Raw genomic sequence first — 14,994 nt, 5'->3', positions numbered from 1 at the left:
GGTGGTTTTGATTTGTATTTTGAGTTGTTGTCTCGTTCTAATATCCCAACCGCTTCAATTCCGCTCCCAGGCTGGCGTTCGTCGGCTGTTTTGCTATCATATTTTTCTGTTTAGCCGACGCCATCGAATCGTCTCGGCTGTTCTGCATTCTCCGTCCTCCGTTCAGTCGACGCCCCCGAATTGTCTCGGTTGTTCTACATTCTTTGTCCTCTGTTCAGCCGACAATCCTCCGAACCAACCCTAAAATTACCGAAAACCGCGAAAAAAGAAGGCGCCGACGCTGATCGGCACCTTCTCTGCTCTAAATGTATCTTCTAAACAAGTACTTCCTCTTTTTTGACTGCGTTCCTAACGCTGGCGGCTACGATGTCCGCCACTCCCGGAGTGAAGACATCCGGCATGATGTAGTCGACGTTCAGTTCCTCATCGCTGACGATGCTAGCGATGCCGCGCGCTGCGGCAAGCTGCATTTCGATCGTGATGTCTTTAGCACGGGCATCCAGTGCGCCGCGGAAGATTCCCGGGAATGCGAGCACATTGTTGATTTGGTTCGGGAAGTCGCTGCGGCCAGTGCCGACGATATAGGCTCCGCCTGCTTTTGCTTCATCCGGGAAGATTTCCGGTGTCGGGTTCGCCATCGCGAAGATGACCGGTTTTTCGTTCATGGTTGCGATCCATTCCTTCTTCAGGACGCCTGGCGCGGATACGCCGACGAATACATCCATCCCGACAACTGCATCCTCCAAAGTGCCGGTCCGGAAGCTGCGGTTCGTCACTTTTGAGATTTCCACATGGCGTTCGGCCAATTCAGGATCGGTTTCGGAAATGATGCCGGTGCGATCCACGACCATCAGATTCTTGATGCCTGCGGAAAGGAACATTTGGCTGATGGCGATCCCTGCAGCACCGCCGCCATTGACGACCACTTGAATCTCATCGATTTTTTTGCCTGTCAGGCGCAAGGAATTATAAAGGGCAGCCAGCACAATGATCGCGGTCCCGTGTTGGTCATCATGGAAGACCGGAATGTCCAACATCTCTTTCAAGCGGCGTTCGATTTCGAAGCAGCGAGGCGCGCTGATGTCTTCCAGGTTGATCCCGCCGAAAGAAGGTGCGATGGCAGCAACGTGCGAGATGATTTCTTCAACATCCTGCGTATTCAAGGAAATCGGCACAGCATCCACATTCCCGAAGCGTTTGAACAAGGCCGCTTTGCCTTCCATAACCGGAATGGCTGCTTCCGGTCCGATATTGCCCAAGCCCAGGACAGCCGATCCATCCGTTACGACGGCAACGAGGTTCTTTTTAGTGGTATAAGTATAGACGGATTCTTTGTTGTTCGCGATTTCCATGCAGACAGCTGCGACACCCGGTGTATAGGCGATGCTCAGATCTTCCATTGTTTCGATCGGCACTTTTGAGATGACCTCCAATTTACCGCCGAATTTTTTGCTGATAGCCAATGCTTTTTCATTTACATTTGTCATAATGAACACTCTCTCTTTCTTCTCGTTTTAGTTTTTTTATGTTGTTAGAATAGGAAACGCAATAAGGATGTCATGGAAATGACGGTGATGGCTCCACCCAAACGTGTAGCTACTTGGGCAAACGGCATCAGATTCATACGGTTGGAAGCAGATAGGATGGCGACATCCCCGGTTCCGCCCATGCCGCTTTGGCAAGCCGTTACGATTGCTGCTTCGATCGGGTTCATATTCATTTTCCCACCTACGAAGAAACCGGTCAGCACTACAGTCAACACGACTGAGATCACGACCACGAAATACTGCCAAGAAAGCATGCCAACGACGTCTTTAAGCGGGATGTACAGCAAGCCCAAGCCGACCATCAACGGGAAAGTGAAGTTGCCGGAAACGAATTTGTACAACTGTTTCGAACCTTTTTCAACATCTTTAGGCAACAGGCTCAAGTATTTGATGCTTGCAGCGATCAGGATCATCAGGACCGGTCCCGGGAAACCCGTAAGTCTTTCCAAAAGTCCGCCTGCGATGAAGAGTGTGCAGGCCGTCAACACGCCAGCGCCCATCAATTTGATGTCCAGCGGGCTCTTGTCTTCCTGCATGGCATCAGCCATATCAGCGTCGCCGCCGAATTTGATCAATTGGCCTTTGCCGCTTTTCTCAGGATATTTTTCGCCCAAACGGTTCAAAATACCGGAGCAGATGATCGCGAAGAAGTTACCGATGATGGTCGCTGGAATCAATTGTCCTACCAATTCTCCACTAGGGATGCCGGTGATGGCGCTGTAACCTAACGATAGTGGCAATATGCCTTCGCCGATTCCGCCGGCGATGATCGGTGTCACGATGTAGAAGAGCGTATGCTCAAATCCCAATCCCAACAAAGTTCCGACTGAAGTTCCGACAATCAAGGCAGAAATCATCGCCACTGCCATCGGGATGATCATCCGGATCAAGCCTTGCACCAGAATCTTGCGGTGCATCCCCAGAATACTTCCGCAGACAAGACAAGCGATGTAGAAATACAGGAAGTTCGCTTCCCTCATCAGCATGTTCGCTGCATCCAGCGTATTTTGATTGAATATATTCATGAATACCATGATTGATGGTACCATCAACGAAAGGATGGCCGATCCCCCGAAATTTTTCAATCCCGGAATGCTTGCGCCGATTCCTCCTAAAAGCCAACCCAAACTCAAGATGACTGCGAAACCGCCCAACATGTTGACGGGCAATTCGCCCAGATACGCAGAAGCTATTATAATGGCTGACATCACGAGATAAGTCGGCAACGGAATCGCGCCTACCTTCGCATTCTTGAATCTGTCGAAAACCGTCAACTCTGAAATGCCCGGGAGCTGTTCAAGCTCCAATTCTTTTGTCGTGTCTCTCACTTTCCTTCTCCTCCTTTTGATTAACCGCAATCTTGAAGCGCTTTCTTTAACATGGTTTCATTATGCTACCGCTTACAGATTTAAAATAGATTATTTAATTAATTTAAGTGTTATTCAATTAATTAAATTGAGAACGCCTACTTTTCGTTTGGTATAATGGCTGTGTAATAGGAAGGGAACATGGACGAATGATCAAACTGAAGCAAAAATGGAAAAACCAGCGCTTATGGGTGAAGCTCACCTTGATGGTATTGGTCACGGTGGCTCTGACTGTCAGCGTCCTTTACCTCTCGCTGACGAACCGCATCTATGAAGCGACGCAGACGCAGGAAGAGGAACAGCTCCTTTCCATCGCCGAAATCGTGGCCGCGCAACCTCTGGTGATCCAGACGCTTAGCGACGGAGCCACCAATCCGGAAGTGCAGGCCTACGCTAATCAAATAACCGAAACCTACCAGTTGGACTTCGTCGTGGTCATGACGATGGACCGCATCCGCCTGACCCATCCCGATCCGGAAAAAATCAACGCCCCTTTCCAGGGCGGCGATGAAGAAGCGGCGCTTTCGGGACAGGAGACGACTTCAATAGCGCAAGGCACGCTTGGCCAATCATTGCGCGCCTTCGTCCCTGTCTTCAATGCGGAAAACGTGGAAATCGGCGTCGTCGCGATCGGCATCAAAACGACAACGCTCGCTTCGATCGCCAAGAAAACGATGCAGCCCTTCTCCGTCAGCTTCGCGGTCAGCCTGCTGTTCGGCGCGGCCGCCGCGATCTTCACGGCTTTCCAGCTCAAAAACCAAATGTACAATCTGGAGCCCATCGAAATAGCCCGATTATTGGAGGAACGCAATGCGATGCTGGAGAACACGAAGGACGCCATCATCGTCACCGACAAGGACAACCGGGTCGTCCTTTCCAATCTGGAGGCGAAAAAACTGTTCCAACGGGACGAGTTGGATGAGGCCATCATCGGCCTGCCCATCCAATCGCTCTTGCCTGTTGCACAGGACCTAAGGCTGTTAAGTGGAAAAAACAAAACGACCGACCAGATCTATCATCAGGACGGCGTGGACTACTTGCTTTCGACCGCTCCGATCACTGTCGCCAAGAAGGTCATCGGCCAGATCATCCTGATGCGCGACGCCACGGAGCTCTATCTGCTGACGGATCAGTTGTTCAACGCAGCCACTTACACCACCACCTTGCAGACGCAGTCGCATGACTTCCTGAACAAGCTGCATGTCATCTACGGCTTGGCGGATCTGGAGGAATACGAGGAATTGAACGACTACCTCGGCAAAATCCTCGAACCGGAGCAGGAATTTTCGCACCGCATGATCTTCCTGGTCAAAAACCCGGTCATCGCAGGCTTTCTGATCGGCGAGCGCAGCAAGTTCACGGAGCAGAACTATCCGTTCATGATCGAAGTCTACCCGGATGTGCCGCCGACCACCGATCATACGGCTGTCCAGTGCTGGATCAACATCATCCGGTTCCTGGACCAATTTATTTTGGAAAACAGGTTGGCGGATGACCTGCAGATCCATTTCGGCTTCTGGAACGACCAGTTGGAGACCGTTTACGAATTGCAGCTGGAGCCCGCCATGAAGGAGCGGCTTACCGAAGAACTGCACGCGCCGGTCATTGCCCAACTGCTGAAAAGAGTGGACGGACAACTGGAAATCGAAAGTAATGAGCGCCGTATTAAGATTTCTTTGAAGACGGCGTACCGAAAGGATGGTAAATGATGGTCTATCATGTATTGATTGTGGAGGACGACCCGATGGTATTGTCCATCAATCGTCGTTATCTGGAGAAAATACCCGGCTTCGTCGTATCGGGGACTTGCGGCAGCTTTGAGGAGGCCATCCGGCTGACCAGTAAGCACACTTACGACCTGCTGTTGGTCGACGTCAACATCCAGGGGAAAAGCGGCTTAGATCTGATCCGGGCGCTGCGGAAAAGGGATTACCCGGCCGATCTGATCATGATCACGGCAGCCGGCGAACAGGAAGCCATCCGGATCGGCCTGCAGTGCGGCATTGTCGACTACATCCTCAAGCCTTTTCAGTTCAAACGCTTCGAGAAGAGTATCGAGGCTTTCGTGCAGCGCCAGGAACTGCTCAATTCCCGGAAGCCAATTACGCAAAAACAGCTGGATCAGTTCCGATCGCTGGATAATCAACCGGAAGAAAAGGATGATGACGCCATCGACAAAGGCCTGACCCCATCGACGTTGACCATGATCATGTCCTGCATCGACCAACAGAAAGGTGATTTCACCGTGAATGACATCACCAGTCTGGCGAACCTGTCGCATGTGTCGGTCCGGAAGTATCTGCGCTATCTGGAGGACAAACAGGTCATCGAAATGCGGCTGGAATACGGGACGGTCGGAAGACCGACCGCATTTTACCGGAAAAAATAAACGGAACGGCTTCATCGGAGCTGACTGGTCGGTTTCAGTCGCCAACTCCGATGAGCGGATTCTCGCCGAAGATAGCGATCAGGTTTTATTCATCATCTCCGATGAACAGGCCCTCGCGGGAGTTGACAACCCCAGCGGCGATCACACCACAAAAAAGAGCAGCAGAGAGGCAAAAAATGCCTCGCTGCTGCTCTTTTTATTGTCTTATGCATTATCCGCTTGCGTCAGCAAGCGAAACAATTGGTCCTTAGACGGACAAATCTTCTCCGTTGCTGGCGATGACTTGTTTGTACCAGTCGAAAGATTTTTTCTTCGTACGTTTCAGCGTGCCGTTACCTTCGTTGTCGCGGTCGACGTAGATGAAACCGTAACGTTTCTTCATTTCGCCTGTTCCCGCGCTGACAAGGTCGATACAGCCCCAGCTAGTGTAACCCAACAGATCAACACCGTCCAAGTTCACGGCATCTTTCATAGCTTCGATATGCGCAGCCATGTAGGCGATGCGGTAATCGTCTTCGACATAGCCGTTTTCGTCCGGCACATCGACAGCTCCCAAGCCATTTTCAACGATGAACAATGGTTTTTGGTAGCGATCGTACATCGCATTCATCGTGATGCGCAGTCCCAATGGATCGATCTGCCAGCCCCATTCGCTCGCATCTAAATAAGGATTTTTCACGGATTCAAAAATGTTGCCTGCTGTTTTTGCGTTCACTTCAGGATCAGCGGAAGCTACGCGTGAAGAATAGTAGGAGAAGGAAATGAAATCGACTGTGTTTGCTTTCAGGATTTCTTTGTCGCCTTCCTCCATCTCGATTTTGATGCCTTCGCGCTCCAATTTTTTCAGTGCGTAAGCAGGGTATTCGCCGCGTGATTGCACGTCGATGAAGAAGTAGTTTTCACGGTCTTCTTCTTGCGCTTTGAATACGTCTTTAGGATCGCAAGTATATGGATAGTAGTTCCCGGCAGCCAACATACAACCCACTTGGTTTTCAGGATCCACTTCATGCGCGATGCGGGTAGCGATTGCGCTAGCCATCAACTCATGATGCGCAGATTGGAATTTGACTTGTTCTTCGTTTTCGCCTTCTTCGAAGTACAGACCGGCACCCATGAATGGTGCATGCAAAATCATGTTGATTTCATTGAAAGTCAACCAATATTTAACAAGACCTTTGTAGCGGTTGAAAATCGCATGGCACAGATTCTCATAGAATCCGACCATTTTACGGTTGCGCCAGCCGCCGTACTCTGTGATCAAGTGCATTGGGCAATCGAAATGCGTGATTGTCACTAATGGCTCGATTCCGTATTTATGGCACTCTTTGAATAAGTCTTCGTAGAATTTCAGACCTTCTTCATTCGGCTCTTGCTCGTCGCCTTTAGGGAAGATGCGTGTCCACGCGATTGATAAACGGTATGTTTTGAAGCCCATTTCGCCAAATAATGCGATGTCTTCTTTATAGCGGTGATACATGTCGATAGCTTCCAATGCAGGATAGAAATGCTCATCGTCAAAATCGAACATTTTCATTTTGCCTGTGATGACGGCCCCTCTGTCCTTGCCGACGGGAACAACGTCAACGTTCGCCAAACCGCGTCCACCTTCGTTGTATCCACCTTCACACTGATTGGCAGCAGTAGCGCCGCCCCATAAAAAGTCTTCTCTTAAAGCCATTGTCCATCCTCCTAGATCTTTTTATACTAAAATGTTACATACAGTTTCATTGCTTTCGCTTATGCAAAAGCTTTCAGCAACCGCTACCAATCATTTGAATCTTCCCGGTATCGGTTACATTAATAATACTAACACTTTTGGATGGACAATGTAAATATTGTTAGACAAGAAGTCGAATTATTGTGGACTCTCAGACAAAATATAGGCGAGCTTGTTTTTCTCCGGGGAACCCCTCTCTGCCGGAGATAGGGCTCTAAAAAGATCATCACCTCCGACCACAGCGGCTTCGCCGGAGGGCAGACCCCCGCAAGACATCCAACTCCGGCCAGCATCCGCTCATCGGAGTTGAGCAATCGGAGAAAAATGATTTTCTCACATGTTCGAAGCGCAGCCACATCGCCAAACAAAAAGACGCCCCGATGAAGAGCGCCTTACCTTTCCTATCAAAAACCCTTACAATCCTTAATCATTCGTACAGGCTGGCACCGTTCGTTTCGATGACATCCTTGTACCAATGGAAGGATTTCTTTTTGAAGCGGTCGTAAGTGCCGTTGCCGAGATCATCGGCATCCACATAGATGAAGCCGTAGCGTTTCGTCATCTGGGAAGTCGAAGCGCTGACGATGTCGATGCAGCCCCACGAAGTGTACCCCATCAATTCGACCCCATCCTTGAGGGCCAAGTTCATTTGTTCGAAATGGTCGCGGAAATAAGCAATCCGGTAATCGTCAATAACCGTGCCGTCCTCGGTCAGCACATCGGTCGAGCCGATGCCGTTCTCGACGATGAACAGCGGGATGCGGTACTTATCATAGAGATCGATCAGGGAAATGCGCAGCCCGACCGGATCGACTTGCCAGCCCCATTCAGAGGTATCCAGGTATGGATTCTTCACGCCAGTCATCAGGTTTCCGCCGACTTTTTCGCGTTGGGACGCATTTTTCGATACGACCATCGACATGTAGTAGCTGAAGGAAAGGAAGTCGACCGTGTATTCTTTCAATAACTTCAGATCTTCCTCTGCCCTATCGATCTTGAAACCGTTCTCTTCGAAATAGTTCAATACATGCTTCGGATATTCCCCGAAAATCTGCACATCCGCGTAGAAATGATTGTCGCGGTTGGCTTTTTGCGCCATCAGCACCTCATCCGGATCGCAAGCTTCGGCATAGGTCATCGTCTTCGTCAACATCGCGCCCATCTGCGCACCCGGGATGATTTCGCGCAACAGTTTGGTCGCTTCCGCACTGGCCACGAATTGGTGATGGAGCGCTTGGTAGATGGCTTCCTCTGCGGCTTTTTTGTCAGCGTATTTCTCTTCGAGCACGCCGACTGTCGTGAACGGATGGCGGAAGACGCTATCGATTTCATTGAAAGTGAGCCAGTATGTCACCAAGTCCTTGTACTCACGGAAGACAGTTTCGCTGAATTTGGTGAAGAAGCCGACGACTTCACGTGAAACCCAACCATCGTAGTTATCCACCAGATAAAGCGGCATTTCATAATGCGACAGCGTCACCAACGGTTCGATGTCGTGCGCACGCAGCGTCTCCAGCAGCTCGCGGTAGTAGTCCAAGCCTTTTTGGTTCGGCTCTGCTTCGTTTCCGTTCGGGAAGATCCGCGTCCAGGCAATCGAAACGCGCAGCACTTTGAAGCCCATTTCACCAAACAAAGCAATATCTTCCTTGTAGCGGTGGAAGAAGTCGATGCCTCTTCTTTTCGGATAATAAACGACATCGTCGGTCTCCTTCGCGATGGCGATGTCCTCCAACGAAACATGCCATTGCGATTTGTAGTCCTCGACCGAGATGCTCGGTTTGAAACGGGCGACATCGGCTACCGACATGCCTTTCCCGTCCACGTTCCAGGCACCTTCCGCCTGGTTGGCGGCGATGGCGCCGCCCCAGAGAAAATCTTTCGGATAGTAACTTTTCATTTATATGTCCCCTTTTCTGTTTTGGTTATGCTTTGCTTAGAATTTTTCTGTGGCAATTTGGCTTTCAGTTTCGGTTTCCGTTTCCTCTGCTGCAACCGTCGCTTTATTTGCTGCCAGGACGAACGGCATATACATCACGACACCCAAGGCCATGATCAGCAGCTGCACGATGACGCCGTTGATGCCGTAGCCAAGGAACGCGCCTACGCCAAGCGGAAGCCCGAACGGCACGTCTACAGTGTTCGGCTGCAGGAAGCCGATCTGGTTGAAGAACAGCGCGATTGCCGTGCCGATGCTGGAGGCGAAGACGAACGGAATCGCAAACACTGGATTCAATACTAAAGGCAGGCCGAAAACGACAGGCTCGCTGATCCCGAACAAACCGGGCATGAAGGATACTTTGGCGACGGCCTTATGGTCATCGCGCTTGGAAGCAATCAGGATGGCAATCAGCAGCGATAACGTCAATCCGGCACCGCCAGGAACGATGAAGGACATCCAGAATCCCATGGTTACAGGATTCGTAGCTGTTTCTCCAGCTTGTACGGCTGCGATATTGTTCGCCAAAGCAGCGATCAATAACGGATTGCGGATCGGCGAAATGATCAAGCCGCCGTGGATACCCACCAGCCAGAAGATTTGGCTGACGATAACCAGTAGCATGATGCCGCCAGGGCTTTGGACCAATCTTTCCAGTGGCGCCTGCACGATTTTGTAGATGAATTCGTTCATGTACATGCCTGTGGAGTTCAGGAACAACTGGGCTGTAAGTGCCACAATGATCAGGGTCACAAAAATCGGCAGCAGCACGTTGAAGGATGCGACGATTCCGCCCGGAACGCTCGGCGGCATTTTGATGCGCAACGCCTCCACATTGGATAATTTCGTGAACAGTTCGACGACAAGGATTGTCAAGATCATGCCGATGAACAAGCCGGAAGCGTTTGTGCTGGTTGCAGGCAAACCTTTGACGACCTGCTGCACGCCATCGACTGTCGTAGTGAAGAATTGCGGAACCACAATGACGTAAGCGATCAATGCGACCGCGCTTGTGATCAATGGATTCGTATTATTGCTTTTTGCAAGATTTGACGCCAAAAATAAAGGAATGAGCAGGGACATGATGTCCATCGTTGCGAAATTGATCGTGCTGAATGCCGGTGCCAACGCGGTCAAGAAACTGAACGGCGCGAACTGGGCAAGTCCGGTAGTCGGGCTGGTCAGCAGCACATTGAAAAGCAATGCGAACGAGCCGATGATGATGAAAGGCATGTAGGCGGTGAACGCATCCTTGATGGCGCGGAGATATTTGTTCCCCTCGACCTTTTCGGCGACGACATCGATCCCTGAGCTAAGTTTGTCCATGAAACTCATTAAAATTCCTCCTTCAACTGTTTCGAACTGTCTTGCTATGATCAACCTGTCCTATTAGAACAGGCTTTCTCCGTTTGTTGCGATGACTTCCTGGTACCAATAGAAGCTGTCCTTCTTGAGGCGCTTCAGCGAGCCATTGCCTGCATTGTCCTTGTCGACGTAGACGAAGCCATAACGTTTCTTCATCTCGCCGGTACCGGCGCTGACGATATCGATCGGTCCCCAGTAGGTGTAGCCCATAATCGGAACGCCGTCCTTCAATGCCTCGGCCATTTCGACCAGATGTTTCTTGGTGTAATCGATACGGTAGTCGTCATGGATTTTGTTGTCCTCCGTCACCTCGTCGTTGCTGCCCATGCCGTTTTCCACGATGAATAATGGTTTTTGATAGCGGTCGTAGAGCTCATTGCAGACGTAACGCAGTCCCAGCGGATCGATCTGCCAGCCCCAAGGCGTTTCATCCAGGTATGGATTCTTCTCGCCGATGATGCCGCCCGTGTTGCCCAGGATCTTCATGCCGTCCTTGTAGGTCGTGCTGCGGTAATAGCTGAAGCCAAGGTAATCGCTCGGATAAGCAGCGATTTCCGCCAGATCGTTTTCGTCCATCTCGAGCTGGATGCCGTACTCCTCAAAAATGCGGTTGGCATAGGACGGGTATTTCCCTCGCAGCATCACATCGCTGAAGAACAAGGAACGTCTTCGCAACGACATCGCCCCGAAGATGTCCTCCGGTTTGCAGGTGTTCGGGTAGACCGCGCTCAAGGAAAGCATGCAGCCGATCTGCGCTTCCGGCATGATTTCGTGGCAAAGCTTGTTGACCCGGGCGCTGGCGACGAACATGTTGTGCGAAGCCTGATAGATGACGCGCAGCTTCTCGTTCTCATCCGTCTCATCCAAAATCACGGCGCCTGCCGCAAAAGGGATCGTGTGCATGTTGTTGATTTCGTTGAAGGTCATCCAATAGCTGACTTTGTCCTTGTAGCGTTCGAATACGGTGCTGCAATATTTCTCGAACAGCCCGATCAGCTCGCGGCTTTCCCAGCCGTTGTATTTCTGCACCAAGGCGTAAGGCGTTTCGTAATGCGACAAAGTCACCACCGGCTCCATGCCGCGCTTCAGCATTTCCGCAAACAAGTCATCATAGAACTGCAGCCCTTTTTCGTTCGGCTCAGCTTCTTCGCCTGTCGGGAAGATGCGCGCCCAGGAAATCGATGTCCGGAAAGCCTTGAAGCCCATTTCCTCCATATACTGCAGGTCTTCCTGATAGCGGTGGTAAAAGTCGATCGCTTCATGGCTCGGATAGAATTTATCCGGATCGATTGTTTCATCAGGTTGCGACAGCACCCCGCTCGTCAACACATCGGAGATGGCCAAGCCCTTGCCATCCTCCAGATAAGCGCCTTCCGCCTGATTCGCGGCGATCGCCCCGCCCCACAAAAATCCTTTTGGAAATCTACTCATTTTTTTCCTCCTCTAAAGCCGTTATTAATGCTATCATAACGATTAAGAGAACCCGCGTATATACTTCCGGAAGCATTCGGAAAGCGGTTACATAATTTGTTTTTATCCTGCCGTTTGCTTGTAACGGCATTACGGATTACAGCATATCGAATGAGGTGAAGAGCAGAATGGATTTGCAGACGAAGCTTGCTTCGGAATCTTTTTCCGGAACGGAAAAGGCAGTAGTGGAATATTTCATCAATCATTTTGACAGTGTCGTCGATATGACGACTTTACAAGTGGCGAAGCACACCTTCACGTCGAACGCCACCGTCGTCCGAGTCTGCCAAAAGCTCGGTTACAAAGGCTTCAACGATTTCAAACTGAAGTACTTGACGGAACAAAAGTCGGACTTTCCCTCGTCCGAAAAATTGGATGCCAACTTTCCGATCCAAAGAGGCGACAAAGTGCAGAAGATCGCAACCAATATCGCAGCCTTGAAGGAAGCCGCCATCGAAGAGACAAAAAGCTTTTTGGATTACGCATGTTTGCAGGAGGCCATCGCGCTCTTGGAGTCGGCCGAAACAATCAACGTCTACTGTTCCCATTCGACGATTGCCCATGCCAAGGAGTTCCAGTACCATTGCATGCGCATCGGCAAACGCGTGATTGTCGCCAGCGGACCGGGCGAACAGGACTATTACGCCAGCCGTTCCTCCGAGGAAAACGTGGCGATTCTGCTGTCCTATACCGGCGAAACCCATGAAACGATCGGCGATGCCAAATTGTGCCGCTACGGCGGAACGAAGACGATCTCGATCACGTCATTCGGACAGAACAGCCTCAGCGAAGCCTGCGACTACAATTTCTTCATCCCGCCTTGGGAAAAATATTATTCAAAAATCGGCCAATTCGCTTCATCCGCCGGTTTCAGCTATATCCTTGATCTTTTCTACAGCGGCATCTTCGAAAAGGATTACTTGGCCAATTACGAATACATGCTGGAGCACACCGGCCGCTTGAGCATGGTTCAGATCAACAAGAAGATGAGCGATATTTAGTGCAGTTGGTGGTTATTGTTTTGCTTAATTTTTGGTGTGTTATATACTGATGGCAGAAGGAAATGTTGGTACTGCACACATTCAGATAGGTTTTTGGTCAACACTCGTTTGTCTTGATGTCCGACGGCAGCGTTCGCGTTGCCGCATGAAAAAGGAGGAACCAAGAATGGGAAAATTTTCTAGTTTCGTCAGAGGGCTTGTGATTGGCGGAGGAATCGCCCTACTATTGTCACCTAAGCCAGGAAAAGAAATTCGCAAAGATTTGGCCGACAAAGCCGATGAGACGTTGGACAAGGTGATGGACTACACCGATAAAGCCAAGGAAACTGCAAAAGAAGCCGTCGATCAAGCCAAAGAAATGGCCCAAGAAACGACAGACACGGTGAAGCAACAATTCGCCTCGAAGGCTGCTGAAGTTGAGGAAAAATTCGATGCCGAAACGGAAGCCCACGTGACCGAAGTGGATGAACTTGATCCGATCGAGGAAGCAATGAAGACATTGTGAGTATAAACAAATAGAGTGGAAAAGCCATCCAGTCCGGATGGCTTTTCCACTCTATTTTCCAGCTTATTTCCGCTCTATTGAACCTGTTCTGCCACAGCCGCTTGCACCAAGCGCTCCTGCCATTGCGATTGTCTGCCGTTCAGCACATCATCGATTCCGACAGCAGCGTGGTAGCCCATCAGATCCATCGCTTCATGCGTGATGATGGCGTTATGCGGTGTCATGATCAGGTTGTCCAATTCGAAGAAAGGATGATCCTGCGCAATCGGCTCCTCTTGAAAGACATCCAGGGCAGCACCGTTGATGACGCCGCTCTTCAAGGCTTCATGGAGCGCCTCCTCGTTGACGAGTTCTCCGCGGGCGCAATTGATTAAGTAGGCGTTCGGTTTCATCAAGCGTAGGGTTTCCTGATTGATCATTCCTGTTGTTTCCGCTGTGACAGGGACATGCAAGGAAACGAAATCGGATTTTGCCAAAACTTCCTCGATCGAACTAGCGCAAGTCACAAAGCCTGCGTATTCATTTTTCACAAGAAATTCATCATAAGCAATCACCTTCATGTCGAATCCGTTTGTCGCTTTGCGGGCAACCAGCGAACCGATGCGTCCAAGGCCGATCAATCCGAGTGTCTTGCCTTTCAGCTCCGTACCCTTGTGCTCGTAGCGCGCGCCCCAATTGTCATGGCGCACTTGTTGGTCCATGAACGGAATCTGATGCGCGAGGCTCATAATGAACCCCAACGTCCGTTCTGCTACCGCATTGCAAGTCGCTGCAGGCGTTGTTGTGATCGGGATTCTCCGTTTGACGCAATAACTTGTGTCGACATTGCCGTAATCTACGCCATGGACACCGATGACTTTTAACTTTTTGGCGGCTGACAGAACTTCTTCAGGGTATGGTGCATTTGGCCTGACCAGAATGGCATCAGCATCGGCAACCAATTCCTTCAGGTACTCGACGCTGATGTTCCCGTTTCCGACGACGATCTCGTACCCTTTGTCTTGCAGAAAGTCCTTTCCTAATGCACTGATATTTTCTGGGATGACAACTTTGTAGGCCATGATGATTCCTTCTTTCTCATTTTGATGGACCAGCAAAGAACACGCATAGCTGTTGGCTGCCGAGTCGTTCCAAACGCTCCGGAATGCGGATGTGCCGCAGTTACCGGTTGCTGATTGATGTCATTAGTATAGGCCAATCAGACAGGCAAAGATATGTCCCGGAAAATAAGAATGTACCGCTTACAAAGGCTGTTTGTTGTTCCGCAAAACAAAGGAACAGTGCAGCTGCACAGCTGGAATCTCAATCCTCAAAAATGATTTCGAATACTTGATGCCGGTCAAGTCCTTTCTAGGATTTTCCGCTTATACTATAGTCATACCAGACAAATAGGAGGAATAAACCATGAGCCAAGCCGTTATCCAATTAGGACCCGTCACTTGCCCATCCTGCATCAAGAAAATCGAATCAGCCGTCAGCAAAATCGATGGGGTCGAAACCGTCAAAGTGTTGTTCAACTCCAGCAAAGTCAAAGCCGAATTCGATGGCAATAAAACTTCAGGGAACGACATCAGCGAAACAATCCAAAAGTTGGGGTACGAAGTCCAATCGGTCAAAGAATCCTAGCTTTTTAGGGGTCACCTCAATTTGATATGCTCCCTCTATATAGGACAATGAATTACTTCAAGTCTTATATA

Annotated in this window: 12 protein-coding genes; 5 read left to right on the top strand and 7 right to left on the bottom strand. The window is 50.2% G+C overall.

The genetic code is table 11. The annotated features are described in order from the left end of the window. Positions 1-314 precede the first annotated feature (314 nt). Together C7R73_RS08515 and C7R73_RS08510 are read right to left on the bottom strand one after the other, a co-directional pair. The gene (locus C7R73_RS08515; protein WP_106450097.1) at positions 315-1,487 is read right to left on the bottom strand and encodes an NAD(P)-dependent malic enzyme; all 1,173 of its coding nucleotides are present in this window, start codon (positions 1,485-1,487) and stop codon (positions 315-317) included. A gap of 44 nt (positions 1,488-1,531) precedes the next feature. Further along, entirely contained in the window at positions 1,532-2,830 is a 1,299-nt protein-coding gene (locus C7R73_RS08510; protein ID WP_239992608.1) for a 2-hydroxycarboxylate transporter family protein, read from the bottom strand. Positions 2,831-3,063: 233 nt separating this feature from the next. On the opposite strand from C7R73_RS08510, the gene C7R73_RS08505 reads away from it, so the two are divergent. After that, the gene (locus C7R73_RS08505) at positions 3,064-4,623 is read left to right on the top strand and encodes a Spo0B domain-containing protein (protein ID WP_239992606.1); all 1,560 of its coding nucleotides are present in this window, start codon (positions 3,064-3,066) and stop codon (positions 4,621-4,623) included. Continuing rightward, positions 4,620-5,303 (top strand): response regulator, encoded by a 684-nt coding sequence (locus C7R73_RS08500; protein WP_239992605.1) that lies wholly within the window; start codon positions 4,620-4,622, stop codon positions 5,301-5,303. The genes C7R73_RS08505 and C7R73_RS08500 overlap by 4 nt, the downstream gene beginning before the upstream one ends. Positions 5,304-5,550: 247 nt before the next feature. Here C7R73_RS08500 and C7R73_RS08495 read toward each other — a convergent pair whose 3' ends face one another. From C7R73_RS08495 to C7R73_RS08480, 4 genes are all read right to left on the bottom strand, one after another. Further along, positions 5,551-6,981 carry a 6-phospho-beta-glucosidase gene (locus tag C7R73_RS08495; protein ID WP_106450095.1) on the bottom strand — a complete coding sequence of 477 codons (1,431 nt, stop codon included), beginning with the start codon at positions 6,979-6,981 and terminating at the stop codon, positions 5,551-5,553. A gap of 466 nt (positions 6,982-7,447) precedes the next feature. Beyond that, a complete protein-coding gene (locus C7R73_RS08490; protein ID WP_106450094.1) occupies positions 7,448-8,917 on the bottom strand; it encodes a glycoside hydrolase family 1 protein in 1,470 nt (489 codons plus the stop codon). 36 nt (positions 8,918-8,953) lie between these two features. Next, positions 8,954-10,291 carry a PTS sugar transporter subunit IIC gene (locus C7R73_RS08485; RefSeq protein ID WP_106450093.1) on the bottom strand — a complete coding sequence of 446 codons (1,338 nt, stop codon included), beginning with the start codon at positions 10,289-10,291 and terminating at the stop codon, positions 8,954-8,956. A 54-nt stretch (positions 10,292-10,345) separates the two neighbouring features. Beyond that, positions 10,346-11,752, bottom strand: a complete 1,407-nt coding sequence (locus C7R73_RS08480) for a glycoside hydrolase family 1 protein (RefSeq protein ID WP_106450092.1) — start codon at positions 11,750-11,752, stop codon at positions 10,346-10,348. 167 nt (positions 11,753-11,919) lie between these two features. Between C7R73_RS08480 and C7R73_RS08475 the strand changes: the two genes are divergently transcribed. Together C7R73_RS08475 and C7R73_RS08470 are read left to right on the top strand one after the other, a co-directional pair. Next, the gene (locus C7R73_RS08475; RefSeq protein WP_106450091.1) at positions 11,920-12,792 is read left to right on the top strand and encodes a MurR/RpiR family transcriptional regulator; all 873 of its coding nucleotides are present in this window, start codon (positions 11,920-11,922) and stop codon (positions 12,790-12,792) included. A 166-nt stretch (positions 12,793-12,958) separates the two neighbouring features. After that, positions 12,959-13,297, top strand: a complete 339-nt coding sequence (locus C7R73_RS08470) for a YtxH domain-containing protein (RefSeq protein WP_106450090.1) — start codon at positions 12,959-12,961, stop codon at positions 13,295-13,297. 74 nt (positions 13,298-13,371) lie between these two features. On the opposite strand, the gene C7R73_RS08465 is transcribed toward C7R73_RS08470, so the two are convergent. After that, positions 13,372-14,358, bottom strand: coding sequence for a hydroxyacid dehydrogenase (locus C7R73_RS08465; RefSeq protein ID WP_106450089.1), 987 nt, complete (start codon positions 14,356-14,358; stop codon positions 13,372-13,374). Between the two features lie 343 nt (positions 14,359-14,701). Here C7R73_RS08465 and C7R73_RS08460 point away from each other — a divergent pair, with 343 nt between their 5' ends. Next, positions 14,702-14,923: a heavy-metal-associated domain-containing protein gene (locus C7R73_RS08460; RefSeq protein WP_106450088.1), complete on the top strand. Its 222-nt coding sequence runs from the start codon at positions 14,702-14,704 to the stop codon at positions 14,921-14,923. Positions 14,924-14,994: the final 71 nt, after the last annotated feature.

This window comes from Trichococcus alkaliphilus (assembly GCF_003008695.1).
Taxonomy (GTDB): Bacteria; Bacillota; Bacilli; order Lactobacillales; family Aerococcaceae; genus Trichococcus; species Trichococcus alkaliphilus.
This window is presented reverse-complemented; position numbering and strand designations above follow the sequence as displayed.

Bases quoted from the DNA above. Each gene is read 5' to 3' on its own strand.
- C7R73_RS08515 (WP_106450097.1), bottom strand. From the start codon at position 1,487: ATGACAAATGTAAATGAAAAAGCATTGGCTATCAGCAAAAAATTCGGC.
- C7R73_RS08505 (WP_239992606.1), top strand. From the start codon at position 3,064: ATGATCAAACTGAAGCAAAAATGGAAAAACCAGCGCTTATGGGTGAAG.
- C7R73_RS08500 (WP_239992605.1), top strand. From the start codon at position 4,620: ATGATGGTCTATCATGTATTGATTGTGGAGGACGACCCGATGGTATTG.
- C7R73_RS08495 (WP_106450095.1), bottom strand. From the start codon at position 6,981: ATGGCTTTAAGAGAAGACTTTTTATGGGGCGGCGCTACTGCTGCCAAT.
- C7R73_RS08490 (WP_106450094.1), bottom strand. From the start codon at position 8,917: ATGAAAAGTTACTATCCGAAAGATTTTCTCTGGGGCGGCGCCATCGCC.
- C7R73_RS08485 (WP_106450093.1), bottom strand. From the start codon at position 10,291: ATGAGTTTCATGGACAAACTTAGCTCAGGGATCGATGTCGTCGCCGAA.
- C7R73_RS08480 (WP_106450092.1), bottom strand. From the start codon at position 11,752: ATGAGTAGATTTCCAAAAGGATTTTTGTGGGGCGGGGCGATCGCCGCG.
- C7R73_RS08475 (WP_106450091.1), top strand. From the start codon at position 11,920: ATGGATTTGCAGACGAAGCTTGCTTCGGAATCTTTTTCCGGAACGGAA.
- C7R73_RS08470 (WP_106450090.1), top strand. From the start codon at position 12,959: ATGGGAAAATTTTCTAGTTTCGTCAGAGGGCTTGTGATTGGCGGAGGA.
- C7R73_RS08465 (WP_106450089.1), bottom strand. From the start codon at position 14,358: ATGGCCTACAAAGTTGTCATCCCAGAAAATATCAGTGCATTAGGAAAG.
- C7R73_RS08460 (WP_106450088.1), top strand. From the start codon at position 14,702: ATGAGCCAAGCCGTTATCCAATTAGGACCCGTCACTTGCCCATCCTGC.